Source organism: Legionella gresilensis (assembly GCF_900639865.1).
GTDB lineage: Bacteria > Pseudomonadota > Gammaproteobacteria > Legionellales > Legionellaceae > Legionella_C > Legionella_C gresilensis.
Genome location: NZ_CAAAHX010000005.1, coordinates 155,268 through 182,040, shown reverse-complemented (window position 1 = coordinate 182,040; position 26,773 = coordinate 155,268). Strand labels below are relative to the sequence as shown.

Here is a 26,773-nt window from a genome sequence, read left to right as displayed (position 1 = left end):
GGACTCCTAAATGCTTATTGAACCAAGCTTATGGAGTATTGCATGAGTCATTTTGATGATTTGCACACAGAGCTTAAAAGCTATCTTGAACAGTCTCAAGTTGAAAAATGCTATCAGGCTTATTTAGTCGCTGAGCGAGCACATCAAGGCCAAATGCGTCGATCAGGTGAGGATTATATTACTCATCCGGTTGCTGCTGCCCTCATTTTAGCTAAAATGCGCCTTGATTACCAAACTATCATGGCAACTCTACTCCATGATGTCGTTGAAGATACCTCCATTAGTAAAGAAGATTTAACCCAGCAATTTGGTGAAGATGTTACCGCCTTAGTTGATGGGGTCACTAAATTAACCAAAATTAAATTTGAATCGCGCGCAGAAGCGCAAGCAGAAAATTTTCGTAAAATGGTTTTAGCCATGGTGAAAGACATTCGAGTCATCATTGTTAAACTGGCTGACCGTTTTCATAATATGCATACTCTTGGCGCTATGCCATCAGCCAAAAGACGTCGCATCGCTATTGAAACATTAGAAATATATGCGCCTATTGCTAATAGGCTAGGTATGCACGCTATCTATACAGGTCTTGAAGATTTAGGATTTAAAGCGCTCTATCCTATGCGTTATCGCGCCATACGCTCTGCTGTAGAAAAATCACGAGGTAATCGCCGCGAATTAACGCAAAAAATTGAACATGATTTAGAAAATGCCCTACAGCAACTTAACATCCCTTATGAGCATGTTTTTGGTAGGCAAAAGCATTTATACAGCATTTATCGTAAAATGAAGCATAAAAAAGCCTCTTTTACTGAAATTACTGATGTTTTTGCGTTTCGTGTTATTACTGAAGATATTGATTCGTGTTATCGTGTTTTAGGCGCACTTCATCGAACTTATAAACCCGTGCCTCAACGCTTTAAAGATTATATTGGCATTCCTAAGGCCAACGGTTATCAATCACTACATACGACTCTTTTTGGGCCTTATGGTGTACCTCTTGAAGTTCAAATTCGCACACGTGAAATGGACAAAGTTGCAGACAATGGGGTGGCAGCTCATTGGATTTATAAATCCAGTGGATTAGAGGTTAATGAAGCGCAGTTACGTGCTCGTGAATGGGTGCAAGGGCTTCTTGAAATGCAGCGTAGTACAGGTAGCTCACTTGAATTTATTGAAAATGTAAAAATTGATCTATTTCCTGATGAAGTTTATGTTTTTACGCCGAAAGGTCATATTATGGAGCTGCCCAAAGGGGCAACACCAGTTGATTTTGCGTATACCGTTCACTCAGATGTAGGGAATAGTTGTGTTGCTGCTAAGGTTAACCGCCGTTTAGTACCCTTAAGTATCCCCTTAACTAATGGCCAAACAGTCGAAATTATCACAGCCCCAGGCGCACGCCCTAATCCTGCTTGGCTTAATTTTGTAGTAACAGGTAAAGCACGTAGTAATATTCGCCATTTCTTAAAAAGCCAACAGCATATTGAATCGATTAATTTAGGTAAACGTCTATTAGAACAGGCATTAGCAAGCTTAGCCAGCGACTATGCTAAGGTGCCACCAGAGTCACTTCAAGCTTTATTACACGATTTAAATTATAAGTCAGCCGATGAATTACTGTACGCTATTGGTGTAGGTCATCAAATGCCTATGGTAATTGCTAAGCGCTTGGTTGTTAGCCAAGAAAGTGTAGAGCTTGATAAGACTGCAAAAAGCGGCCCTTTAGCGATTAAAGGGACTGAAGGAATGGTTGTTAATTTTGCTGATTGTTGTCAGCCTATTCCAGGTGATAAAATTGTTGGCCGCTTTGAGCAAGGTCGCGGCATATTGGTGCACGCCAGTGATTGTATCCAAATAAAACATGTACGAAGTCCTGAGCAATTCATCGCCTTGCGCTGGGATGAACAAGTGCAAGGAGAATTTTGGGTTGATATTACCGTAGATGTAGCTAATCAACGCGGTGTATTAGCGGCACTTGCAACAGCTATTTCCGAAGCTGAAGCAAATATTGGTAACATTACTGTTGATCCACGTGACGGGCGGCATAATGCGGTGACTTTTTCTATTAGTGTTCGTAATAGAAATCACTTAGCTCGAGTTATGCGCCGTTTACGTGCTAATAAAGTTGTTTTACGTCTTTACCGTAAAAGGCAGGGAGAATAATAAGATGCAACCTATTCATACAACATTAGCACCTGCTGCCATTGGCACTTATAGTCAAGCAGTTAGTTGTGGTAATACTGTTTATTTATCAGGCCAAATTCCATTAGATCCAGAAACGATGGAATTATGCAGTGATGATATACGCGCCCAGATTAAACAGGTTTTTGACAATTTATCGGCTGTTTGCCAAGCCGCTGGTGGTAGTCTTGCAGATCTTGTCAAGGTTAATGTGTACTTAACGGATTTAAGTCATTTTTCTTTAGTCAATGAAGCAATGACGCAGTATTTTAGTAAACCTTTTCCAGCGCGAGCAGCAATTGGGGTTGCAGCACTGCCCAGAGGTGCACAAGTTGAAGTCGATGGTATACTTATTTTAGAGCATCGAAAATAAGGATACTTAGTGGATAATAATCAATACGCCCAAAGTGGGCGTATCATGTTTATTATAACGTGGATTTTTTTCTTCTTTTTACTTTTTGTTTTTTTCCATTATTCTGATTCATCAACTAAAAGCACCTATCAGATTCAAAATGGTATTTTAACAATTAAAGCAGATAGCAGCGGCCATTACCGTATAAAAGGAAGCATTAATAATGAGAACGTTGAATTTATCATAGATACTGGTGCAACATTAGTCGCCATTCCTAAATCTCTTGCAAATCGTCTTGGTTTAAAGAGCGGTTATCCGATTCTTTTACAAACAGCAAATGGTGATATTTCAGGCTCATTGACGCGTATTAAACAACTCACCTTTGCTAATTTTAAGTTATATGACGTAAAGGCCGTGATTATGCCTGGAAGTAACGATAATATGATCCTACTGGGTATGAATGTGCTATCTAAATTTAATCTATCTCAGCAAAATAATCGACTAATTATCAAAAAGTAAATTGTAGGTTGGGCTAAACGAAGTACAGCCCAACGAGTTATGAAGAGAATTCACCATATTACTGAAGCTGTTGGGCTGTTCTACCCTTAGCCCAACTTACAATTACTTAATCTGTAACGCGTACTTACCTCTTTTTTTAAAGAAATGATTTTGTCATCTCTACCTAAAAAATGACATAATGTTAATTAATCACCTTGTAAAATTGATTATAATCAAAAAACTAAAATAGGCTGTTTGGCAATGAGTCTTATCACTTTAAATCAAGTTACATTAAATGTTGCTGGTAATAAATTACTAGATGCAGTGGATTGGCAAATTCAACCCAAAGAACGTATTGCCTTAGTAGGCCGTAATGGCGCTGGTAAATCGTCTTTATTAAAACTATTACAAGGCGAGCTTACACCTGATTCAGGACAGCTACATCGTTTAAGCGGAATTAAAGTTGCTGGCTTAACGCAAGAAGTACCACATGCGGACGAAGAAACTGTTTATCATTTTTTAGTTAAAAGTTTAGGGGCAATAGGTGAGGTATTAGATGAATTTAGACGCTTGTCTTCAGCCAATGATCCCACCAAATTAGCAGCCTGCCAATTAGAAATGGACCGCCTCCATGCTTGGGATAGTTTGCCACGCGTGGATATGATGGCAACTCGACTTAGCTTAGATCCTAATGCCCGTATGAGTGACTTATCAGGTGGTATGAAACGCCGTGCACTTCTAGCAGCAGCTTTAATTGCAGCACCTGATTTATTACTATTAGATGAGCCAACTAACCATTTAGATATTAATTCCATTGAATGGCTAGAATCTTACTTAAAAACCTATAACGGTAGCTTATTAGTTGTCACCCACGATAGAGAGTTTTTAAGTCAAGTTGCCAATCAAATTGTTGAAATTGACAGGGGCAAGATTTATACGCATCAGTGTGATTATGAAACTTATCTTAACAGACGTGAAGCGATGCGCGTTACTGAAGCACGCCATAATGACTTATTTGATAAACGTTTGCAGGAAGAAGAAGCCTGGATTAGAACAGGAATTAAAGCACGACGCACTCGCAATGAAGGACGGGTACGGGCTTTAAAAGCCATGCGTGAAGAATACAAAGCACGCCGTGAACAATTAGGCAAAGTTAAATCAATGGCTTTAGAAGTGTCACGCTCAGGCAATCTAGTTATCGAAGCAGAGCATGTCAATTATGCTATTGACGATAAACCCTTAGTAAACGATTTTTCACTCTTATTAACCCGCGGGGACAAATTAGGTATTTTAGGCCCTAATGGTTGCGGTAAAACAACCTTAGTGCGGCTATTATTAGGTGAACTTACTCCCCAGTCAGGTAAAATTTGTCGCGGTACTAATTTAGAAATTGCCTATTTTGATCAGCTTCGAGCGCAATTAGACGAAAATCAGACAGTCATGGCTAATGTAAGTGATGGATCAGATTATGTCACTATTAATGGTAAACAAAAGCATGTAGCTACTTATCTTCGGGAGTTTTTATTTCCCTCAGAACGCTTTAATCAAGTAGTTCATACACTCTCAGGTGGTGAACGAAACCGTTTGCTTCTAGCTAAACTTTTTGCCAAACCCGTTAACTTACTAGTTTTAGACGAACCTACTAATGATTTAGATATTGAAACGCTAGAATTGCTAGAGCAACTTCTTATTGATTACAAAGGGACATTAATTCTAATAAGCCACGATAGAGAATTTATTAATCAAGTTGTAACCAGTGTATTAGTCTATGAAGGCAATGGACAATTTAATGAATACATAGGTGGTTATGAGGATTATCGCCGTGTGCAGAAAAAACCTCAACGCCCACCACAGCCTGCTGCGCCTAAACCAGAAGTAAAAGAAACCCTTAAAGCTAAAAAACTAAGTTTTAATGAGCAGCGAGAACTAGCGCAATTACCGCAACAAATTGAAAAATTAGAAGCAAAAATTGCGGCTTTACAAGAACAAATGGCCTCGCCTGATTTCTATCAGCAAGACACCCAAACCATAACCGACCATAGTCAGCAACTAAAAACGGATGAAGACCTATTAAAACAATTTTATGAACGTTGGGAAAGCTTAGAGAGTCGAGGATAGCGACATGGATTTATTAATAGTAACGGTCATTATTCTTGGATCCGCTATCCTTGTGTTTTTCTCAGCTGAATTTGGCAACATGATAAAAAAAATCATGGCCATTCCCGGCGTTAAACTTCTTTTACCTTTAACATTGGTATCTTGGTTTATTATTAGCTCTGAAGCTTGGATATTATGGGGTTTATTATTTGTAAAAATAGGCTTACATACCGCAGTATCATGGCTGGCAAAAATAATGCCTTTTCCAGGATGGAAAGAACGCCTAGCGACATTTTTTGTTATTTATTTGATTACCTTAATTCCTCTAAGCATCATCTACTGGCGTAAAAAAAAGAGACCTTTTTTTTATAAATCTAGTTATTGGATTATTACCGCGCTAATTTGGGTATTTTTATTAATTACGTTAACTGTGGGATTTTATTAGCCCCCTTTCCAAACTCTACTGCAAAGGCCAATTGCCGGGCTTCGGCAGTGCTCGAATCCTCATTTACTCTGGGTACATTGCGGTTCGGCGTGCTGACGCAACCCGACACTTGCCTCTCTGCAGCGAGTTTGCAGAGGTCTATTAAAAAAAGCTCGCAAATTGAACAATTTAAACTATAGTTATAGAATAAATTGAGCAAATTGATAAACAATAAGTTAGAATGACTTCTTGATAGTTAACGAGTTAATTTAGTAATAAAAATATCGATAGCTGTACTATCAATACGATTAGTCAAAATAAATATTAAATTAGCTATTAAAACAATGGCTTAATGTTATTTAGTCAGAATAAATAGCAAATAACAGCAGAATAACTAGGGAGCCAAGCTCTTACCGTTAAGGACAACTTAAGGTTTTAGGTTTAAAATATATATAATTAGTTGGTGGAGTATGAGTTATGCCTGTACAAAATACGGCAATTAAAAGATTACTTAGGGAAGAAAGTTTTTTAAGTAATCCCGATAGTAAAGCAGCTTTAGATGCTCTTCTTCGAACAGATCTAAGTGTGAGGGAATTAAGAAAAGCTTTTGCTGCAAATAAAGCTTTTTGGTTGAAAGCTATAAATGATCTAAGTGTAACAGATATACCTGATGATCCTAACGATGTCACTTTTTTTGATTCGACTGATCTACCTCAAATCTTGCAAAGAATTGGGCGCGCTCGTACTTTAATGAGTTTACGTTCACAGGCAGTAGGTGGACATGAAGACCTCTTGAAAGAAATTATTTTGGCTCCAGATGAGAATAAACTTAGAGACATAATTGCTGCTGGAAGGGGTGCTATAAATCTATTTGACGTACCTTTAACTAGTAAAGTAAGTGCAAATCGAAATACAGAAATGATAATTGCAGATAGGCACAAATCAGAAATTCAAACGGAAGCTCAATATCAACTTCTTATTCCAAAGATTAGAGCTGCTATTGCACCTGCTCCAGGCCGTGATCAAACAGCTGTTCTGACGAATTTAACTAATCTATTAAATGAAATAAAAACCCCTACAAACGATGTTAATTTTAGAAGTTTGGTAAGCGCTTTAATTGCTCCAGCAACCTTAGAACGGCGTATTTTGGATCAAATGACCTCAGCTGACGTAGGGGCTCGTATTAGAAATGAAATTGCCTTAGAAATTTTTAAGAGAAATATTAAGACAGTTTATACAAGTTTAGGAGTAGGTAAACGTACGCTTCTAGAATCTGGCACAACTAATTTTCAGAATAATTTACCGGTTCTTTATCAAGGCTTAAATTTAAATGATGAAGAAGCAAATAAATTTAAAGCAGTTTTAGGTGAGTATCATTTAAAAAACAACCATATTCCTAATGTATCAACAAATACTTTATTAGCCATTGCTAATGAAACAAGCCTTAATCAAATTAAACCTCTTCTGTATAAAACGCCTCCTACTAAAGATACTTACTTAGACCATGCTGTTACACAAAATAATATGCAGGATTACCGTGAAACAGCGGCGATTGAATTTTTAAATCGCCGTATTAGTCAAATTACCGATGAAGCTACTTTAAAAGCGCTTGCAGAAACACGAAGTTTGTCTGGTTTAAAAGCAATCTTAGAAAATCAGAAGCTTTTAGGAATGGATGGAACAAATAATGCTGCTGCTCGAGAAGCTTTACATTCACCTGAGGCATTAACAGATTTAATAACTGCTGCCCATGTGCGTTTAGCTCTGACAAGTAAATCCCAAGATTTTGATAATCTAAAAGCTCTGGCAATTGCTCCGGCAGATAATACATTTGCACAAAATTTTTTGACTAGTTTTCCTTTTCAAGGCCCTGTACTCAATAGGAATATAGATAAATTAGATCTTTTAACCAAGCATTTTAGTAGAGGAAATAACCTTTTAGAAGCAAAAAAACAAGCACTACTTAGTGCTGCCCAAATGCAATTTGATAAACTTTCAGAGAGGGAGCTTTTGCAGTTTAAAGCGTCTAAAAGTCCGGATGATATTAAGATATCCATTGCAAGGTTTTTAGGAATAAATCCAGCAACTTTACTTAATCCATTATTTGCGGGACTAGCTAATGAGACTAATCATACTAACAAAATTAATGGAATTAGTCGTAAATTAGCTGCATATGCTCATGTAGCGCATACGATTGCATTTGCAAAAACAGAAGCTTTAGATACAAATAATTGTAAAAAAATAGTTGCCTATATTAATCGGCAAGATCCTAGCGGTGCTAGTAGAGACTTACAGCAAGAACTAGCAAGACATTTAGCAACATTAACTGGATTAGAAAAACAGGAGTTTAGTGCACGGCTTGCTGAAATATTAGTTAGTAGACAACCGGGGGCAGATTATATCCCTGGTAAAAATACACGTGATACTATAGCTGCACTAAGCCAAGCAAATACAATAGATGAATTTAAGGTTCATCTTAGAGATTTAGGTATCACCGAGCATGATTGGGTTAATGAAAAAACCATGGAGTCAGTGCAAAAAGCAGCGCTTCAAGGTTCAATTGCTCATCGTCTAACCCAGTTAACTGGAGCGCCTGAAACAGCTTACCCTGCCTTAATGGGAGTCGTGAAAAACCTCTCTTTAGAACATCAAAAGCAAATGCTAAAGCCAGGCTTTCTAGAGCAGCTTGTAGATAGACTAAATAGTAATAGAAGTAAAGCAGAGCTCGCAGCAGATATCAAAGACAGGCTTCGTTGTACGCAAAATCAAGCAACAAAAATTGCTGAAGAGTTTACACAGATAAATTTAATTAAAAGCATTTCTAATGCTGAAATTGCTAAACAGCTTCTCAATATGTCTCCGCTTCCTAAAATAGAAGAAGCTCAAATTAAGGAAATAAATAATAGGCTTAACGTAGTTGCTCCTAGGACTCATCAATATACTTTCACTGTTCCTCCTAATAATGATCTTAATACTCTCAAGGCATAATTATAAACCCCTCTTATATCCCTTATGTTCAAAGGGTGCTTGTACCTGCTCGAGCAGATATTCACAGTCAACATAATTTTAATGCTAATTTACGGTTATATAATGTTAATCCGGGTCCTGGTAACGCATCTGCTAAAGTACAAGAAGCTAGACGCTCAGCAATAAATTTTTTGCTAACTTTAGAGAAAAGGACAGTACTAACAGGAAATCCAGGTAATATCAAAGGTATATTAGACAAGCTTGAGGCTTTAGATTCAAACACCTCAAGAGATGCTTTTATTAATAACATTAAAGGAATACCAGCATTTAATCCACCCAATCAACACCAGGTATTCCTTGATGCTTTGGAAAGAGAACTCACGCCGAGCCGCTTTGAAGATCTAAAAAGTAAAGTTATTCAAGCTAAAGTTTTAACTGGAGCAATAGACCTTATTAATGATTCTAACCGTGATGACTTAAAAAAAGTTAAAGAGTTTCATAAAACAATTTCTAGCGGAACCGATAGTATCTTGTGGGGAACGATGGACGATTTGGAACAGATGGCTAAGGTTCCAGGGTTACATTGGCTAAGTCCAGCTTTCCAAGCTGCTGCAGCGAAAGATGCTCATAATATGTCAAAAAAAATGGGCGTTATTGCCCAAGGTTGTAATACTTTAATTGAGCAATTGGAAAAGCAACAAAAGATTATCACCAGAGAGCTTGGTCGTTTGCCTCCTAAGGAAGCTATGGGTAATCCTGCTGATAATGTGGAAAAGAAAAGGTTCAAAGAAATAAATAAGCAACGTCAAGATTTAGAAGCTTTAAGGGAAGATATTAATGAAAGGCTGGCCACATTAAGACGCGTCCATGCAGTACTTTATGGTGATCCAGATCAAGCTCATCCAACTTTGAAAAAAGGCGTTTTAAAAGTCTTACAAGAGGCAAAAGAGGCAAAAGGTGCAGTCAAATTCTCATCTTATAAGTATGATTATCATGATTACCCAATGGCTGAATTAAAAGATCACAGGAAACCAAGGCAGGGGGGTAATAATGCAGCCGCTCCTTCTGGTGCTACCATAAGTCAGCCAACTAATAATGCTGCAACTTATTCATCAGTGCCTAAAGTTGCTCCGGGGCATTTCCGTAAATATGAAATGACCATAGATGATGGCACAAATCCAAATAGCTCATTTTCATTTATTGAAACACGTGGCCCAAAAGATATGGAGGCCTATAGAAATTCCGATGGATCATATACGGCTGATCCTAGTGTATCTTTTGAGATGCTAGACTTTCCTGGTGGGGAAATTGAGGTAGACTCGCCTGCCGAAACTCCAGAGATCCAAAAAGCACGTATGGAGTATGCTTTTGCAGTAGCAACTCAAATGCTATCTACGCTAAGCGGCCCCCCAACAAAAGAAAATCGTATTTTATTAGAAGGCAGAGGAAAACTTGGAGCTGCTCAGGTCCCTTATCTTTGGACTGCATTAATGATTTTAGGTAAAAATGACCCAAATATGAAGTTTGATCACACTGCAATCAATGTCGACTGTGCTTCGTTTTCACCGGAAGGGCAATTTAGATTTTCGAAACCTCGACTTGGTTTTTCGGGTAGTTCTGTTTACACGATATTTGAGAAACATAAAACAGTTCGTGATAACTTCTTGAAGCAGCATATTGATTATGATAAAGACAAGTTTAAAATTCCTAAATTTAATAAAGAAAAATTTGACGACCATACTACTAGAGTTGCTGAAGATTTCCAGGCAAAGAAAGAAGAAAACGGGTTGCTAACAAAAGCATATAGAGCCGTCATGAGAAAACCTTTTATGAGTGACTCATTAGAAGAAATGAAAAAAGATAATGAGCAAACTGCTCAAGCTGAACCTGAACATAAGTTAGGCCTTGGCCAATAGTAAATTATGCTAAATTAAGGACAATACGTGAACAATAACAACAAACCAATCGGTGTTTTTGATTCCGGCATGGGTGGTTTAACAGTGCTTAGAGCACTTAAACAAAAACTACCCAATGAATCCTTTATTTATCTAGGTGATACAGCCCGTCTTCCTTATGGCACCAAAAGTCCTGATACTGTTCAACAATACGCGCTGCAAATGGCGCATATTTTAGTTGAACGTGAAATTAAAGCGCTGGTAATTGCTTGTAATACCGCCACCACGGCAGCCTTATCCCATTTACAACACTTACTACCAGAAATACCTGTGATTGGGGTGGTTAAACCAGGTGCTACTGCGGTAGTGGCTGCAACTAAAAATCAAGCAGTGGCGGTATTTGCCACAGAAACAACGATTGCTTCTAATGCGTATCAACGTTTAATCACTGAGCACCTACCCAATGCAACTATTAGTGCACGCGCTTGTAGTGTTTTAGTTGCTTTAGCAGAAGAAGGCATGATTGCCAATGGTGTGGCGCGTGAAGCCTTACGTCATTATTTATCTGAATTCCAACAAGAAGATACCTTATTACTAGGTTGTACCCATTTTCCTGTGTTTAAACCTTTACTAGCTACTATGTTACCTGAAACAGTAAATATCGTAGATTCTGCTGATGCAACTGCTTCCGCTGTATATGAAGCATTAGCGCAAGAACAATTGTTCTCAATCCCTGAAGAAAAAACTCCTGCAGTTCAATATTTAGTCACAGATTCGGTGGGTCGCTTTCAACGGGTAGGTGAAATCTTTTTGGGTGAAGCTCTAGCTGCGGACCAAATTGAATTAGTGGATGTTTATACCTACGCCAGCATATAGTAGGTTGGGCCAATCGGCCCAACAAAAGGTGTAAATAGAAGGCTAAGCCGACCTACATTAAGTTTCTGATTCCGTATGCTTAATAATTTTCTTATTCCGTGCTGATTGATGACGTTCTCGCATCTCAACATCAATATAACGATCAGTTGTGGCACTGGTACTGTGACCGGCATCATCCCGCACATGTTCGCGTGGGCGAAATTTTACATCTTCTGAAATACCTGTATGTCTTAACCAGTGAACGGTGGCTGCATTCAGATTATCCGCTTCTTCAATATGGCCTTTTTGTCGTAACGTATCAGCTGCTAAATCAAAACAACGTTGCACAAGCCTTCTAATAGGTGCTGTATCACTCATAGGTCCTGAACCACGTAATTTGGGTAAAAGAAGGGAGGTATCGCCAGGCGAGGGCAAGGGTGTTAACCCTAAAAATAAACGCCAACGTGTTAAACTGGTCAGCATATCATCACTAACGGCCACCTGGCGCTCCTTATTACCCTTACCAACTGTAGTAAACCACCAAGCGCCACTACTGTCTTTAGAAAAATTATTCATGGTAGGGGTCCAACGCTCATGCGCCACTAATTCTGAAATACGCAAATACATGCCAAATAACATACTTAAAATAAAGCGCGTACGCTCATGCATCATCGGATCATGTTCAGCTAAGGTCTCAGCAGCCTGTAAAACAGCTTCCCATTGTAAAATGCTTAAACGGCGCACCGGCGGACTCATTTGGCGTTTGCGAATAAATTTACTTTTCTGCCGAATTAAGGCAACGGGGTTAGTAAAGAGATATTCTTCAGCAATTAAAAAATTAAAGTAAGTACTTAAAATTGCAAAAATTTCCTGGATAGCCCCTTGTGATAGATTAAATTGCTCAAGCGTTGGGGTATTGCCTTGTTTTCGTGATGATTTGCTAATAGTCACTACAAAAGGGCGCCATTGCTCATTAGGAATGCGAAGTCCCTCTTTTTCAATGTAACGCGGTACTTTTTTTAGGCTAATCCAATGCTCAGGCGGGTTTTGACAAAAGCGAATAAATTGTTCAATATCATCCCGCCTTAATTCACTTAAAGTGGTTTTCTTAATAAGCCAGCACCACTGCAAAAGCCTTTCTACTTCACGCCGATAGCTATTAAAAGTCCCTAAGCTACCTGAGTAACTTTTCAAAAAGTCCAATGTACGTAAAAAATCATCCTGAAATTTCTTATCAGGCAAAACAGCATTCTGCTGATTTTTATGTAAATGATTGAGATTATCAAATAAAGGTAGCAACTGGGTTTTCATTATTATTTATTATTAATTTGATGTAGCCATTTTAAATCATTAATACTGTAAACTAAACGTTTTGTCGATACTAGGAAAAGCTTGATAATCAGATTGTCTATTTAATAATAACCCTGAAATTATTATTATATGCCTCATTTGAGCTCCTGCATAAATCTTTAAAATCACCTCTATCTACTCCCTCTCCCACGCAAGAAATTTGAGTAATTATGATGGACTTCGCGGGATAGGGAAATATCACGTATAATTCTAGATGATCTGCTTTGGGAACGTTTAGAAAAATTATAACCTACGCATCCCTGTCATCCCCGCGTAAGCAGGGATCTATTCAATCAATTAGTACGGCAGTACCTTGCAAGATGGATTCCCGCCTACGCGGGAAAGACAGGTTTTCTGCTGCTCCTTATTTCTTGTCATCCCCGCGTAGGCGGGGATCCATTCAATCCATTAGCACGGCCGTACCTTGCAAGTAGGGTTCCCGTCTACACGAGAAAGACACGTTAGATAGATTTTAATTATATTTTTTAGTACATCATTAATAATTTTTCCGATCGTCTAACCCCTTTATTAAAAATTAATTTTCAGAAGTTATTGACCTGCATGAGCGCACCGAGTATTATTTGCGCTCTGTCCTAGGACGGGTCGTCGGGGTGTAGCGCAGTCTGGTAGCGCGCCTGGTTTGGGACCAGGATGTCGGGGGTTCGAATCCCTCCACCCCGACCAATATTTGCGCCCGTAGCTCATTTGGATAGAGCATCGGCCTTCTAAGCCGAGGGTAGCAGGTTCGAGTCCTGCCGGGCGTGCCAGCCTTTGTGCAGTACTCTTTTAGATTATACTAGTTAAGTTATAGTTATGGTGGGCGTAGCTCAGTTGGTAGAGCCCCGGGTTGTGATCCCGGTTGTCGTGGGTTCGAGTCCCATCGTTCACCCCATGTTTCAAATTATCAATCGATGCTATGTATTTTGCGGAAACCTTTACAAAGCTACTATACTGTTTGATAATTCCACCCTGCTTGCGAAAGTGGCGGAACTGGTAGACGCGCTGGATTTAGGTTCCAGTGGGGTAACCCGTGAGAGTTCGAGTCTCTCCTTTCGCACCATTCATGACAATTTCCAAGAGGTGACTAGATGCAAGTTTCTGTTGAGACCTTGAAAGGTTTGGAACGTAAGGTAACAGTTTCGGTACCTACCGAGAAAGTTGAAGAGGAAGTTAAGCTTCGCCTTCGCTCATTAGCCCGCAAAGTTAAAGTAGCTGGCTTTCGGCCTGGTAAAGTCCCTATGAATATTGTACAAAGTCGCTATTCTGAGAGTGTCCGAGAAGAAGTTGCCAAAGAAATGGTTCAATCAACCTTATATGAAGCACTAAAAGATAAAGAATTAGTGCCTGCTGGGGCGCCTTTTGTAGAGCCTGAGCAATTAGAATCGGGCAAAGATTTTCGTTACAGCGCGACATTTGAAGTCCTTCCTGTTATTGAAATTAAAGAATTAGATAAACCTGACATTGAATTAGTTCGTGCAGAAGTTAAAGATGCAGACGTTCAAGAAATGTTAGAAAAGCTACGTGAACAAAATAAAGAGTGGGAAGAAGTGACAAGAGCTGCCAAAGAAGGCGATAAAGTTATTATTGACTTTGAAGGTTTCTTAGATGGTCAGCCATTTGAAGGTGGTAGTGCAGAATACTATGAGTTAGTTCTTGGCTCTAATGCAATGATACCAGGTTTTGAAGAGCAAATTGTTGGTGGTAAGCCAAATAAGCCTTTTGATATTAAGGTTAACTTTCCTGAAAGCTATGGTCATAAGGACTTAGCGGGTAAAGAAGCGACATTTAAAATTACAATTAAAAGTGTCATGGAAGGGAAATTACCTGAATTAAATGATGAATTTGCTGAAAAATTCAATATTAAAGAAGGTGGCCTTGAGGCACTGAAGAAAGATATTAAAGAAAATATGACCCGTGAGCTTGAGCGCCGTGTCAGTGCGACAAATCGTGAGCGTATTTTTGATAAATTATTAGAAGCCAATGAATTTGATTTACCAAAATCATTAATTGATCAAGAAATTGAGCATTTAAAACACGATATGTATCATCGTGTCTTCGGGCATGAACACTCTGATGATGAAAAGATTCCTGATTTTCCAAGAAATCTTTTCGAAAAACAAGCAACTCGTCGAGTACATCTTGGTTTATTATTATCTGAATACATCAAGCAACATAAGTTAACAGCCAGTAAAGAGCGTGTTGATGCTATGATTGATAAATTAGCAAAAGCTTATGAAAAGCCTGAAGAATTACGCAGTTGGTACTACAGTAAAAAAGAGAATTTAGCTGAAATTGAAGCTTTAGTTACGGAAGAAATGGTTGCTGAAAAGATTAGCGAACATGCTAAAGTTGTAGAAAAAGAGCAAAGTTACGACGAAATAATGAACCCTAAAGCTAAGCAAGAAGAAGAGCCTGTTAAACAAGAAGAGACTGAGGGCGAATAAATATGGATAATTTTAATACACCAATTAAAAATGCCAGTGGCCTTGTGCCAATGGTTATTGAACAAACTTCGCGCGGTGAGCGTTCTTATGATATTTATTCTCGCCTGCTAAAAGAAAGAATTATTTTTCTTTTAGGTGAAGTAGAAGATCACATGGCAAACTTAGTTGTTGCTCAATTATTGTTCTTAGAATCTGAAAACCCTGAAAAGGATATATTTTTATATATCAATTCACCAGGGGGCGTTGTTACAGCAGGGCTTGCTATCTACGATACGATGCAATTTATCAAGCCTGACGTAAGTACTCTATGTATAGGCCAAGCTGCAAGTGCTGCTGCATTACTGCTTTGTGCAGGCGCAGAGGGCAAGCGTTTTTGCCTACCTAATTCACGCGTTATGATTCACCAACCTTTAGGTGGTTATCGCGGTCAGGCAACGGATATTGAAATCCATGCTCGAGAAACATTAGCTATAAGAGAGCGGTTAAACAGTATTATGGCTAAGCATTGCAAAAAGACTCCCGATCAAATTATGCGCGATACCGAACGGGATAATTTTATGAATGCCAATCAAGCAGAAGAATATGGCTTGATTGATAAAGTTCTTTATGATCGTGAAAATTTAGCCTAAATGGTCTAATTATTGCTATAATGATATTTGCCAGAACACATCTGACTTTTTACCAAACCTTAACGTTTTGAGCTTTAAAAGTAAAAGACTTAGGTTTAAAAGAAGTTTATAATGGTTTCTGGCTTATTTTATTTGTCTAAATTTATAATACAAAGTGTGATATTAATATTTTGGTTAGAGGTTGGATTTTCGTGCATGATGTGCCAAATGCAGCCGTTCGATGGTAGGGACAGAGCACTAAAATAACAGCCTATCCGTTAGGCCATAATTGAAGTAAACTATTATCAATAAAGTTTAATCGTATAATTCAAAAGCTTACATTTAAGATTTAATTGAAATAAATCATCTTTATAGTTTAGTTTATAAGCAACACATTAAAATTAGTGTTATGCTAAAGCTAAAAGTAGTTGTATTAAATGTTAACACTTGGAAATAGGAAAATAATAAATAAGGGAAGGAAGTAAAAGGGAAAATAATTATTTAACTAAATTAAAAGCAATTTTTACTATACTTAAATGAATGTAAATTAAGTAGAATATTAATTATTAAACAGGCTACTTATTTAAAGTTATACTTAGCAAGAAAGATTACATTTATTCTTTACAATGCTTGCTTATGTGGCAGTAAGAAAGGGGTTAATAAATGAGTAAAACAGGCAGAGGCGATGGTGACAAAGTCTTGTATTGTTCGTTCTGTGGTAAGAGTCAGCATGAAGTAAAGAAACTTATTGCTGGCCCTTCCGTATTTGTTTGTGACGAATGTGTTGAGCTTTGTAATGACATTATTCGCGAAGAAAATCAAGAAACAACCGAAAATACTCAAACTCGTTTACCTACACCTCGAGAAATAGCAAGTTTTCTCGATGAATATGTGATTGGTCAACCACATGCTAAAAAAGTATTATCCGTTGCCGTTTATAATCACTATAAACGCCTACAGCATAAAACAGAAGATGGTGTTGAATTAGGGAAAAGTAATATTTTACTTATTGGACCAACAGGTAGTGGTAAAACATTACTCGCCCAAACATTGGCACGTTTATTAAATGTTCCTTTCACCATGGCAGATGCAACAACCTTAACAGAGGCTGGCTACGTGGGTGAAGACGTAGAAAATATTATTCAAAAATTGTTGCAAAAATGTGATTATGATGTCGATCGAGCGCAACAAGGTATTGTTTATATTGACGAAATAGATAAAATTTCTCGTAAATCAGATAACCCGTCCATCACACGCGATGTTTCGGGAGAAGGTGTTCAGCAAGCGCTATTAAAATTAATAGAAGGCACCATTGCATCTGTTCCTCCTCAAGGTGGAAGAAAGCATCCTCAACAAGAATTTTTACAAGTTGATACCTCAAATATATTATTTATTTGTGGTGGTGCGTTTGCAGGCTTGGAAAAAATTATTCGGGAGCGCAGTGACAAATCAGGTATTGGTTTTGCAGCACAACTGAAGAATCAAAAAGACACAAAAGAAAATGAAAAAGTCTTAGAGATGTTAGAGTCAGACGATTTAGTTAAATATGGCTTAATTCCTGAGTTTGTAGGCCGATTACCAGTGGTCACAACGTTAAAAGAACTTGATGAAGAAGCCTTAATCGATATTTTAATGAGGCCTAAAAATGCACTTACTAAGCAGTTTCATGCCTTATTTAAAATGGAAGGCGTTGAGCTTGAATTTCGTGAAGATGCTCTACGACAAATTGCCCAAAAAGCTCTCAAAAGAAAAATGGGCGCGCGTGGATTGCGTGCAATACTTGAAAATATTCTTTTAGACACCATGTATGATTTGCCCTCTCTAGAAGGTATTAAGAAAGTGGTAATAGATGAAAATGTAATTACTAGTTCTGGAAAGCCTTTGTTGATTTTTGATGGTGATGAAACAAAGCAATCTGCTGCTGGTGGTGAATAGCATATAAGATGAGGAAGCGATTAAAAATTGTTTCCTCTATTTACTACCTGGTTTTCCAAATTAATCCAATTTTAAGCTGTAGTTAGAAGTGTCAGCATTCTAGGTAGGCATCTTATAGAGCTCTAATTTTTAAATACGTCCTGCTCTGTGGTATGACATGACCTACTAAGCTTTATATAGGTGCAACAAAATGTGCCCGAAGAATTATAATTAGTACATGACTGAAACCAAACGAATTTGTAATATAGTGTTAAGCTTAGTGAATAGTGCTATTTAAAATAGATCACCCCGAAGCTAACTATGCCTAGTGGGATTATCTTATGTGATTAAGGACTTATTATGTCTAACAAAAATGAATTAATAACGAATGAAGGTGTACAATCACCTTTACCGGTTTTACCTTTAAGAGATGTTGTTGTTTACCCACATATGGTTATCCCTCTTTTTGTTGGCCGTGAAAAATCTATTAAGGCCTTAGAGGCCTCCATGGTGGAAAATAAGCAAATCTTTTTAGTTGCACAGCGCAAGTCATCAAATGATGATCCGTCAGCTAATGACGTTTATACCATTGGAACTGTTTCCAGTGTCTTGCAATTATTAAAACTGCCAGATGGGACTGTTAAAGTATTAGTAGAGGGTGAAAGAAGAGCCTATGCGACGCAATATTCGCAAGAAAAAGGCTATCTAGAAGCTTATTTAGAGCCTGTTGAAGATGTTAATACCGCATTAACGCAGCAAGAAATTGAAATAATAATGCGTTCTCTAATGTCTCAGTTTGAGCAGTATATTAAATTAAATAAAAAAATACCGCCTGAAGTATTAGGATCACTTGCAAGTATTGAAGAGCCAGGACGATTAGCGGATAACATTGCTGCGCACTTAAGCTTAAAAGTAGAAGATAAACAAGAAGTTTTAGAAATTACCGACGTAGGCTCGCGCCTTGAGCGTTTAATGGCGGCTTTAGAAGGCGAAATTGATTTATTGCATGTTGAAAAACGCGTACGTGGTCGTGTTAAAAGGCAGATGGAAAAAAGCCAACGGGAGTATTACCTTAATGAGCAAATGAAAGCCATTCAAAAAGAATTAGGCGAACTTGGTGGTGAAGAAGGTAATGAAGTTGAGCAGATGGAAAACGCTATTAACAAAGCGGGCATGCCTAAAGAAGCCAAAGAAAAAGCATTATCAGAATTGCAAAAATTAAAAATGATGTCGCCTATGTCAGCGGAAGCCACCGTTATCCGTAATTATCTGGACTGGATGTTATGCGTTCCTTGGCGTAAAAAAAATAAAATTCAATTTGACTTAGAAAAAGCTGAGAAATTGCTTGATAAAGAACATTATGGCCTTGAGAAAGTTAAAGAGAGGATTACTGAATATTTAGCTGTCCAGCAGCGGGTTAAACGTATTAAGGGGCCTATTTTATGTCTAGTTGGTCCGCCAGGTGTGGGTAAAACATCTTTAGGTCAATCTATTGCCAATGCCACGGGTAGAACGTTTATTCGTATTGCGCTTGGAGGCGTACGTGATGAAGCTGAAATACGGGGCCATCGCCGTACTTATATTGGCTCTATGCCAGGTAAGATTATTCAAAAGCTCTGTAAAGCTGGGGTAAAAAATCCCTTAATTATGCTTGACGAAGTCGATAAAATGGCCATGGATTTCAGAGGGGATCCAGCTTCTGCTTTATTAGAAGTTCTAGACCCGGAACAAAACCATACATTTAGTGATCATTATTTAGAGGTAGATTACGACCTAAGTGATGTCATGTTTATTGCGACTGCTAATTCTTTAGAAATCCCGGCACCGCTATTAGATAGAATGGAAGTCATTCGACTGCCAGGTTATACCGAGGATGAAAAAGTAAATATTGCTGTCACTTACCTAGTACCGAAACAAATCATGTTAAACGGGTTAAAGAGTGATGAAATTACGATTAGCGAAGGGGCAATTCACGAAATTATTCGTCATTATACGCGGGAAGCAGGGGTTCGTAACCTTGAACGTGAAGTTGCCAGTATCTGTCGGAAAGTAGTTAAGGAAATTTTAACCAATAAACGCACAAAAAAAGTAGTTGTTAATCGAAACAATATAGAAAAATATCTTGGTATTAAAAAATTCCGCTACGGTCTTGCTGAGCAATTTGATCAAGTTGGGCAGGTAACTGGCTTAGCATGGACCAGTGTTGGTGGGGAATTATTAATCATTGAAGCCTCTATGATGACAGGTAAGGGTAAAGTGACTCATACCGGTCAATTAGGCGAGGTCATGCAAGAATCTATTCAGGCAGCGATGACCGTTGTGCGTAGTCGTTCAAATTCCTTGCATATTACCGATGATTTTTATGATAAAAAAGATTTTCATATCCATGTACCAGAAGGTGCTACACCAAAAGATGGCCCTAGTGCTGGTATAGGTATGTGTACTGCTTTAGTCTCTGTCTTGACACAAATCCCAGTGCGCGCTGATGTAGCGATGACAGGAGAAATTACGTTGCGTGGACAGGTATTACCCATTGGTGGGTTAAAGGAAAAATTATTAGCTGCGCACCGTGGTGGTATCAAGCATGTCATTATCCCGGAAGAGAATAAAAAAGACCTTGATGAGATTCCGGATAATGTTCTTCGCAAACTGAAAGTACATCCCGTAAAAACGATTGATCAGGTCCTAGAAATCGCTTTGAGCGCGAATCCTTTCCAAAGAGAGGGTGGTTTGGATGAAAATAGCACAGATGAAGTAAAAACTCGCGAAAAAAGTGAAAATAATGATTTACAGGCTCATTAATACGGGGTATATTTCACACCGTTGCCACTGATATGACTAGCATAACAGTGGAGTTCCAAGGATGTGACTGCTTGACTGAAGGTGTCGATTTTGATTAAATCAATCCTTCAAGAAAAGGATGAATAACTGGATAGGGGAAACGATGAATAAGAGTGAATTGGTAGATGCAATTGCAAGCGGTACAGGCTTAACAAAAGCTGATACAAGTCGAGTTCTTGAAATGTTTATGGAAACTGTTACTGATGCTCTAAAGAGCGGTGACCAAGTTGTTTTACCAGGATTTGGCTCTTTCTCAACTGGTAATCGTTCCGAAAGAGAAGGTAGAAACCCACAAACGGGTGAAAAGATTAAGATTAAAGCATCTCGAGTAGCCAGGTTTAAAGCTGGTAAATCTCTCAAAGAAGCTGTACAGGAAGCGTGATTTACCGGGTGCTTAGCTCAGCTGGGAGAGCATCGCCCTTACAAGGCGAGGGTCGTAGGTTCGATCCCTACAGCACCCACCAAGAATTGGAGTGGTAGTTCAGTTGGTTAGAATACCGGCCTGTCACGCCGGGGGTCGCGGGTTCGAGCCCCGTCCACTCCGCCAAATAAACGCGCCCAAGGGCGCGTTTTTTTTACCTGCTACGCTTACTTTAATTTTCTTAATAATTTATTATTTTTTGAGTTTTAACATTGTATTTTAACTCAATTACAAGTACTAATAAGGTAGAAAAGGAATTCATCAAAATAATATAGCGTTAACCACTAATTTTTAGACAAGGCGCAAGTGATTAAGGCGAAGGAATGTATAAATAATACATGGCTGAAGCCGCCTGAACTTGCAACGCAGTATAAAGCTTAAAGGTAATGATATAGATTATTTAATGAATTATTTCAATAATTAAAGGTGAGCACAAAGGCAGACACCTAATGTTTGTATCAATTATGGAATTCTAGAATATGTTGCAGAAGCTAAATGAACGCATACAAGGTGTTATAGCTTGGGTAGTTATTATTCTGATAGCAGTAACCTTCACTCTTTTTGGACTCGATTATTATATGCAGTCGCGCCATGTTTCTGATGCAGAGGTGACTGTAAATGGTGAGCCTATCAGTAAACAAGCTTTTGAAATTAATTACCGTAGAGCACGTCAGCAACGTGATCCTGCTCAAATAACTGCAGCTAGCGAAGCGGCTCTAAAAAAACAAGTTTTAGATAACATGGTTACCAACGAGGTTAGTTTACAAGCAGCAAAAACAAACGGCTTTGATGTAAGCTTGGCTCAAGCAGATGCTGCCATTGTAAGTATCCCTCAATTTCAACAAGATGGCCGTTTCTCTGCTGAACGTTATCAACTTGCTTTAAATGGTGCTATGTTTACACCTGCGTCTTTTCAAAAAGAAGTTAGACAAGGCATGCTATTAAATCAACAGCGCTTTGCGTTCATAGGTAGTGCTTTTGCCATTCCTGCAGAAATTAAGCGATTTGTTAAATTGTATATGCAAACGAGAGATTATGATTATCTCCAAATTCCTGCTTCATCATTTATTGATAAAAAGGATATCACCGACGAGCAAATTGCTAGTTACTATGACAAGCATCCACAACAATTTATAGCACCTGAAAAAGTGACGGTTGATTATATACGTCTATCAGCTCAAAAATTGCGTGAGAGCATTGCAGTAAGCGAAGAAGATATTACACGTTACTACAATGAGAATAAAAATAATTTCTTAAATCCAGCCCAGTGGCGAGTAGCTCATATTCTTTTTGCCTTTCCTAAGGATGCTGATGAGGAAACCCAAACAGAAGTTAAGCAAAAAGCACAAGATGCTTATCAAGCATTACAAAATAATCCCACTCAGTTTTCACAGTGGGTTAAGACAATGTCGTCTGATAAGTTATCTGCAATGAATAATGGTGAATTACCTTGGATAGTTGCAGGGAAGACTGAGTTTGATAAAGCGTTATCTAATTTAACTCAGCCAGGTCAAATATCTGAGCCTTTTAAAACTTCGCATGGCTATGAAATCTTTAAATTAGTCGCTTATAAACCAGCTAAACTTAAACCGCTAGCAAGTGTTAGTAATGAGATTGCTGAGCAGCTTAAAACTGAAATGGCACAAACAAAATTTGCGCAGCTGATGGAACAATTGACTGATTTAAGCTATCAAACGCCAGAGTCTTTAACATCAGTCGCTGAAGAGCTTAAATTACCTATAGAGAAAACAATGCCTTTTTCTCGTGAAGGGGGGCAAACTGAGTTAACCAAAAATAAAAATATTATTAATGCTGCTTTTAGCCATGATGTTTTAGTTCTAGGTAATAATAGTGAGCCAATCCAATTAGATAATGATAGCGTAGTTGTATTACGTGTAGATAAGCATATTCCAGCTACAAAAAAACCACTTGCGGAAGTAAAAGAAGCTATTATCAATAAACTTGCTTTAAAGAGAGCAGAGAAAAAAGCGCAAGAGTTAGGTTCTAGTTTATTAGTCGAAAATAAGAACAACAACACTAGCCCACAACCGCTTGATACTAAGCAATTTGTGTGGCATGAAGTTGCTCAAGCAACCCGTGATACTGATAAAGCAGATACTATGATTAATGATTTAGCTTTTAGTCTTCCTAAGCCTGATAGTAAAGAGGGCCGACGTTTAATTAATGGCGATTATGTTATTGTTAGATTAAAGAAAATTAATGACGGCCAATATAACTCGCTTGATAAAGAACAGCGCTCAAGTTTAGCTCAGCAAATTGAAGCTAGTTATGGTCTAATGGAATACGATTTATATATTAATAATCTAGTAAAACGAGCTAAAATTGAAAAAAATCACTAGTCATACCATGATTACCTGTTAAGTTTAACAGCTTTTCTATCTTGAATTTTGGATATCAATGTTTATCGGCGATATCCAAATTGAGCTATTTACCTTTACTCTTTCCAAGTAACCTTTAATAGTAAATTTTTATTTAAATATTTCAAAAATTAATCAATTATATAAATTTATCAGCGCATTGTTCTTACTTACGTTGACGTGTGAATAATGCGCTGGTATAAAGGGTGCTCAAATTTTATTGCTTATTGACTGAAATAAAGCAAAGGAGCAAAGAATGACAAAAAGATTTACTGAAAACCAATTAGGTCAAGTCTATTTAGGAATGTATGAAGATTACGATTTCTACCTAAAAAAAGGCTATGCAGCTCAGCAAATTCATGAATCTATTTCTGCTAAATTATTCTACTCTTTAAATGATCCCACTAGTTCTTTGTATGGTTTACCAGAAACTGAAAAGCAGCGTGTTTGGGCTGTTTATTATGCTTTTATCAATAGTACACCTAGCTTCCAACAACAGTATCCAAATGGAACACAACAACAGCAGTTTTGGCGTAATTTTAATGTATCAAAACCACCAGTAGTTGTTATTGACAATACAAGACGACATTACTGTGCTCATAATAGCTTACTTGATTGGTTATTGTTGGACTCATTCATAAATTCTTTTAATCGTCCACATGCTCATTACAGCCGTAGAAATCATCATCGCCATAAGGAAGAAAAAAACAATGGTGAATTAATATGTTATTTAATAGTACTAGCACTGATGACTTTTGCTGTAGCTGCTTCGTTAATAGCCTTGTATTATCTCTTAAAAGAATGTTTAGATAGTGTAGAACGTTTTATTTTTAATGAAGGTCAATTAAAAGCTGCCATTTCGTTAGCTTCTATTGTTGGTGGTGCTGCTGCTGGTGCACTTTTTGGAACCTTTATTGCTTCTATGCCGATTATCATGTTAGGTATAGCAGCAGGAATTAGTAATCCGGTTGGCCTTGCTATTACAGGAATCGTTTGTATAACGATTATTAGTGCAGCTATCTCTTGTGGTTTAACGAATTGGATTCAAAATAAAGCGATTCAACATCAAAATAAAGATGCCTTAGATGCTAGAGATCCTGATCGCTATGCTTTATCTGAAAAAGAAGAGGCTAATTTAATTAAGAAGGGATACGATATTTATACTGTTAAAATAGCCATTGTTGCTTTACGCAAAGAAATAGGTGAAAAGGGTGTGCCTTCATTACTGAATCGCCTGTTTACGACTAAAGGTGGAGAAAAGCAGGAATGCCTTGATTCTATACGTAAGATTAAGCGCGGGGAGTTGGGTTCTATAAAAGTAGAAAATATGGAATTTAATTTCCGTAAACCTAATTTATATGCTCCCTTAAATAACTTTTACAGTAATTGGCAGCAAGATAAGGCGCCTGTTTATGCAGCTAACCCTACAAAGCAGTCAGAAAGATTCTTTACCCAAGAACAAACAACGCCACCACCTACTTTTGTGCCTAATCAATACGTGGATCTTAATCCATCTCTAAACGCTAAACCTACCGCGCCTCCTACAGAAGATAATATTACCTATCCTTCATTACACGAGTATGGTTTTAATTTTTAATATTTGGGCCTTAGGTTTAAGGCCCATTTTTAAGTTCGAATAAATTGCTTAAGCTTCTAGCACACTAAATCTGTAACGAGGTGTGTTATTAAGGAATATGAAGTCATCGTCTTTCCCTCGAGGCATTGTTACGTAAATAATGGATTGTCTTTTCTATCTAAAACCAATGTCATTCCCGCGCAGGCGGGAATCCATCAATAAGGTTGGCATATAGGTTAATTTTTAGATGGATTCCCGCCTGCGCGGGAAAGACAATTTAAATAAGTAGGCCTCGCAGAAAATTTGCGTATTTTTAAACAGTTACCTAAATCTAGACTATTCTTCAGAGAATTTGCTATATAAGTCGTGACTAAACTTTCATTTTTTGTATAACAATTACTTACTCCAAATTAGACATGGCAACAGCATGATAACCTGCATCAACATGGATAACTTCTGCCGTAATGCCTGAAGCTAAATCAGAACATAAGAAGGCGGCAGTATTACCAACTTCATCCGCTGTAACATTACGCTTTAAAGGCGTTGTTTCTGCATATGCACTTTGCATTTTACGAAAATCCTTAATTCCTGCAGCCGCTAGGGTTTTAATGGGACCTGCTGAAATAGCATTTACGCGAAGACCTCGCGGTCCTAAGCTTGCAGCCAAATAACGTACTGAGGCTTCTAGACTCGCTTTAGCTATTCCCATTACGTTATAATTGGGTACAGCTTTTTCAGCGCCATAGTAACTTAACGTTAATATTGAGCCATTGGTATCTTGCATTAAAGGAAAAGCTGCTTTAGCTAAGGCAACTAAGCTATAAGCGCTAATATCATGTGCAATGTGAAAACCTTCGCGGTTTACGCATTCAATAAAATCACCACTAATTTGATCGGCTGGGGCAAAAGCAACCGAATGAATTAGAATATCTAACTGTGACCATTGGCTTTTTAACTGTTCCATTAAATCAGCAATTTCATGATCATGGGCAACATCACAGGGAAAGGTTAAGCTTGAATTAAATTCTGCCGCCATATTTTCAACGCGTGATTTTAGCTTTTCATTTTGATAAGTAAAAGCAAGTTCAGCACCTTGTGCATGAAACGCTTTAGCAATACCGTAAGCAATAGAGCGGTTACTGGCTAAGCCAATAATAAGTGCTCTCTTTCCACTTAAAAAACCCATAGAATAATCTCCTTAGTATTTATTAAAGTTCTTTTCTAAAAATTGCTATAAGTCGCAATTTTAGCTAAAGGCTTTTATGTCTTTTATTGAGCTTATCGCTCCTACGCAAGTGTTTTAGAATAACATTTATATTTAAATTTAATCAGTCTGATGTGCTGCAAGTAACTCACGCATTTTTGCTTGAATCATATCAATAGCGATACGATTTTCGCCTCCCCGAGGAACAATGATATCAGCATAACGGCTTGAAGGTTCGATAAATTGAAGATACATAGGTCGAACAGTCGTTTCATATTGATGAACAACGGATTCAAAAGAACGCTGCCTCTCAACTACATCCCGTTTTAATCGACGAGTTAAACAAATATCTAGAGGGGTAGACATAAAAATACGAATATCCATCGTTTCTCGTAGATCTTTATCGGTAAATAGTAAAATCCCTTCTAAAACAATAATAGCATGTCGGCCTATGCGCCGAGTTTCCTGTAAGCGGATATGTTTAGAGTGAGAATAAATAGGTATCTCTATAGGTTCACCCTTTTGCAATCGCTTAAGATGTTCACACAATAAAGCGTGATCAAAAGCATTTGGGTGATCATAATTAATTTTTTCGCGCTCTGCTAAGGGCAAGTGACTATTATCTTTATAATAAGCATCTTCAGAGATAACAACTACTTGATCTGAACCGAGCTCATTTACAATAGTGTTGGCCAAAAGACTTTTACCAGAAGCCGAAGGACCAGAAATGCCAATAATAATAGGTAGTTTGCTCATACTAAATAGATT

At 37.9% G+C, this 26,773-nt stretch carries 18 protein-coding genes and 6 tRNA genes; 21 read left to right on the top strand and 3 right to left on the bottom strand.

The window, feature by feature from the left end:
* Positions 1 to 42: 42 nt before the first annotated feature.
* The 8 genes from spoT (at position 43) to murI (ending at position 11,290) form a co-directional block, all read left to right on the top strand.
* On the top strand, positions 43 to 2,163 hold the full coding sequence (gene spoT, locus E1P04_RS07785) for a bifunctional GTP diphosphokinase/guanosine-3',5'-bis pyrophosphate 3'-pyrophosphohydrolase (protein ID WP_131782350.1): 2,121 nt from the start codon (positions 43 to 45) through the stop codon (positions 2,161 to 2,163).
* Between the two features lie 4 nt (positions 2,164 to 2,167).
* Positions 2,168 to 2,554 carry a RidA family protein gene (locus E1P04_RS07780; RefSeq protein WP_131782349.1) on the top strand — a complete coding sequence of 129 codons (387 nt, stop codon included), beginning with the start codon at positions 2,168 to 2,170 and terminating at the stop codon, positions 2,552 to 2,554.
* A 9-nt stretch (positions 2,555 to 2,563) separates the two neighbouring features.
* Positions 2,564 to 3,052, top strand: a complete 489-nt coding sequence (locus tag E1P04_RS07775; RefSeq protein WP_242604409.1) for a retropepsin-like aspartic protease family protein — start codon at positions 2,564 to 2,566, stop codon at positions 3,050 to 3,052.
* A gap of 240 nt (positions 3,053 to 3,292) precedes the next feature.
* Positions 3,293 to 5,149 carry an ATP-binding cassette domain-containing protein gene (locus E1P04_RS07770; RefSeq protein ID WP_131782348.1) on the top strand — a complete coding sequence of 619 codons (1,857 nt, stop codon included), beginning with the start codon at positions 3,293 to 3,295 and terminating at the stop codon, positions 5,147 to 5,149.
* A gap of 4 nt (positions 5,150 to 5,153) precedes the next feature.
* On the top strand, positions 5,154 to 5,573 hold the full coding sequence (locus E1P04_RS07765; RefSeq protein ID WP_131782347.1) for a hypothetical protein: 420 nt from the start codon (positions 5,154 to 5,156) through the stop codon (positions 5,571 to 5,573).
* Between the two features lie 456 nt (positions 5,574 to 6,029).
* Positions 6,030 to 8,540: a hypothetical protein gene (locus E1P04_RS07760; RefSeq protein ID WP_131782346.1), complete on the top strand. Its 2,511-nt coding sequence runs from the start codon at positions 6,030 to 6,032 to the stop codon at positions 8,538 to 8,540.
* A gap of 35 nt (positions 8,541 to 8,575) precedes the next feature.
* The gene (locus E1P04_RS07755; protein ID WP_131782345.1) at positions 8,576 to 10,435 is read left to right on the top strand and encodes a hypothetical protein; all 1,860 of its coding nucleotides are present in this window, start codon (positions 8,576 to 8,578) and stop codon (positions 10,433 to 10,435) included.
* A gap of 27 nt (positions 10,436 to 10,462) precedes the next feature.
* Entirely contained in the window at positions 10,463 to 11,290 is an 828-nt protein-coding gene (gene murI, locus E1P04_RS07750) for a glutamate racemase (protein WP_131782344.1), read from the top strand.
* A gap of 57 nt (positions 11,291 to 11,347) precedes the next feature.
* On the opposite strand, the gene E1P04_RS07745 is transcribed toward murI, so the two are convergent.
* Positions 11,348 to 12,586 (bottom strand): tyrosine-type recombinase/integrase, encoded by a 1,239-nt coding sequence (locus E1P04_RS07745; RefSeq protein WP_131782343.1) that lies wholly within the window; start codon positions 12,584 to 12,586, stop codon positions 11,348 to 11,350.
* 640 nt (positions 12,587 to 13,226) lie between these two features.
* Here E1P04_RS07745 and E1P04_RS07740 point away from each other — a divergent pair.
* From E1P04_RS07740 to E1P04_RS07680, 13 genes are all read left to right on the top strand, one after another.
* Positions 13,227 to 13,303: transfer RNA gene (locus E1P04_RS07740), tRNA-Pro, on the top strand.
* Positions 13,304 to 13,309: 6 nt separating this feature from the next.
* A tRNA-Arg gene (locus tag E1P04_RS07735) sits at positions 13,310 to 13,386 on the top strand.
* A gap of 49 nt (positions 13,387 to 13,435) precedes the next feature.
* Positions 13,436 to 13,511: transfer RNA gene (locus E1P04_RS07730), tRNA-His, on the top strand.
* A gap of 83 nt (positions 13,512 to 13,594) precedes the next feature.
* Positions 13,595 to 13,679: transfer RNA gene (locus tag E1P04_RS07725), tRNA-Leu, on the top strand.
* 28 nt (positions 13,680 to 13,707) lie between these two features.
* Entirely contained in the window at positions 13,708 to 15,063 is a 1,356-nt protein-coding gene (gene tig / locus E1P04_RS07720) for a trigger factor (protein WP_131782342.1), read from the top strand.
* 2 nt (positions 15,064 to 15,065) lie between these two features.
* Entirely contained in the window at positions 15,066 to 15,692 is a 627-nt protein-coding gene (gene clpP / locus E1P04_RS07715; RefSeq protein ID WP_131782341.1) for an ATP-dependent Clp endopeptidase proteolytic subunit ClpP, read from the top strand.
* A 642-nt stretch (positions 15,693 to 16,334) separates the two neighbouring features.
* Complete coding sequence (clpX, locus tag E1P04_RS07710; RefSeq protein WP_131782340.1) at positions 16,335 to 17,606, top strand: ATP-dependent Clp protease ATP-binding subunit ClpX; 1,272 nt, start codon at positions 16,335 to 16,337, stop codon at positions 17,604 to 17,606.
* A 339-nt stretch (positions 17,607 to 17,945) separates the two neighbouring features.
* Positions 17,946 to 20,387 (top strand): endopeptidase La, encoded by a 2,442-nt coding sequence (gene lon, locus E1P04_RS07705; RefSeq protein ID WP_131782339.1) that lies wholly within the window; start codon positions 17,946 to 17,948, stop codon positions 20,385 to 20,387.
* Between the two features lie 142 nt (positions 20,388 to 20,529).
* Entirely contained in the window at positions 20,530 to 20,808 is a 279-nt protein-coding gene (locus E1P04_RS07700) for an HU family DNA-binding protein (protein WP_115332572.1), read from the top strand.
* 6 nt (positions 20,809 to 20,814) lie between these two features.
* Positions 20,815 to 20,890 (top strand) — tRNA-Val (locus tag E1P04_RS07695).
* Between the two features lie 6 nt (positions 20,891 to 20,896).
* Positions 20,897 to 20,973: transfer RNA gene (locus tag E1P04_RS07690), tRNA-Asp, on the top strand.
* 353 nt (positions 20,974 to 21,326) lie between these two features.
* The gene (locus E1P04_RS07685; RefSeq protein ID WP_131782338.1) at positions 21,327 to 23,207 is read left to right on the top strand and encodes a SurA N-terminal domain-containing protein; all 1,881 of its coding nucleotides are present in this window, start codon (positions 21,327 to 21,329) and stop codon (positions 23,205 to 23,207) included.
* Positions 23,208 to 23,481: 274 nt separating this feature from the next.
* Complete coding sequence (locus E1P04_RS07680; RefSeq protein WP_131782337.1) at positions 23,482 to 24,822, top strand: hypothetical protein; 1,341 nt, start codon at positions 23,482 to 23,484, stop codon at positions 24,820 to 24,822.
* A 379-nt stretch (positions 24,823 to 25,201) separates the two neighbouring features.
* Here E1P04_RS07680 and E1P04_RS07675 read toward each other — a convergent pair whose 3' ends face one another.
* Positions 25,202 to 25,987 carry an enoyl-ACP reductase FabI gene (locus E1P04_RS07675; protein ID WP_131782336.1) on the bottom strand — a complete coding sequence of 262 codons (786 nt, stop codon included), beginning with the start codon at positions 25,985 to 25,987 and terminating at the stop codon, positions 25,202 to 25,204.
* Positions 25,988 to 26,125: 138 nt separating this feature from the next.
* Complete coding sequence (gene udk / locus E1P04_RS07670; RefSeq protein ID WP_131782335.1) at positions 26,126 to 26,761, bottom strand: uridine kinase; 636 nt, start codon at positions 26,759 to 26,761, stop codon at positions 26,126 to 26,128.
* Positions 26,762 to 26,773 lie beyond the last annotated feature (12 nt).

Excerpts from the sequence above, each read along its gene's own strand:
- spoT (WP_131782350.1), top strand. The coding sequence starts at position 43 with ATGAGTCATTTTGATGATTTGCACACAGAGCTTAAAAGCTATCTTGAA.
- E1P04_RS07780 (WP_131782349.1), top strand. The coding sequence starts at position 2,168 with ATGCAACCTATTCATACAACATTAGCACCTGCTGCCATTGGCACTTAT.
- E1P04_RS07770 (WP_131782348.1), top strand. The coding sequence starts at position 3,293 with ATGAGTCTTATCACTTTAAATCAAGTTACATTAAATGTTGCTGGTAAT.
- E1P04_RS07765 (WP_131782347.1), top strand. The coding sequence starts at position 5,154 with ATGGATTTATTAATAGTAACGGTCATTATTCTTGGATCCGCTATCCTT.
- E1P04_RS07760 (WP_131782346.1), top strand. The coding sequence starts at position 6,030 with ATGCCTGTACAAAATACGGCAATTAAAAGATTACTTAGGGAAGAAAGT.
- tig (WP_131782342.1), top strand. The coding sequence starts at position 13,708 with ATGCAAGTTTCTGTTGAGACCTTGAAAGGTTTGGAACGTAAGGTAACA.
- clpP (WP_131782341.1), top strand. The coding sequence starts at position 15,066 with ATGGATAATTTTAATACACCAATTAAAAATGCCAGTGGCCTTGTGCCA.
- clpX (WP_131782340.1), top strand. The coding sequence starts at position 16,335 with ATGAGTAAAACAGGCAGAGGCGATGGTGACAAAGTCTTGTATTGTTCG.
- lon (WP_131782339.1), top strand. The coding sequence starts at position 17,946 with ATGTCTAACAAAAATGAATTAATAACGAATGAAGGTGTACAATCACCT.
- E1P04_RS07700 (WP_115332572.1), top strand. The coding sequence starts at position 20,530 with ATGAATAAGAGTGAATTGGTAGATGCAATTGCAAGCGGTACAGGCTTA.
- E1P04_RS07685 (WP_131782338.1), top strand. The coding sequence starts at position 21,327 with ATGTTGCAGAAGCTAAATGAACGCATACAAGGTGTTATAGCTTGGGTA.
- E1P04_RS07680 (WP_131782337.1), top strand. The coding sequence starts at position 23,482 with ATGACAAAAAGATTTACTGAAAACCAATTAGGTCAAGTCTATTTAGGA.
- E1P04_RS07675 (WP_131782336.1), bottom strand. The coding sequence starts at position 25,987 with ATGGGTTTTTTAAGTGGAAAGAGAGCACTTATTATTGGCTTAGCCAGT.
- udk (WP_131782335.1), bottom strand. The coding sequence starts at position 26,761 with ATGAGCAAACTACCTATTATTATTGGCATTTCTGGTCCTTCGGCTTCT.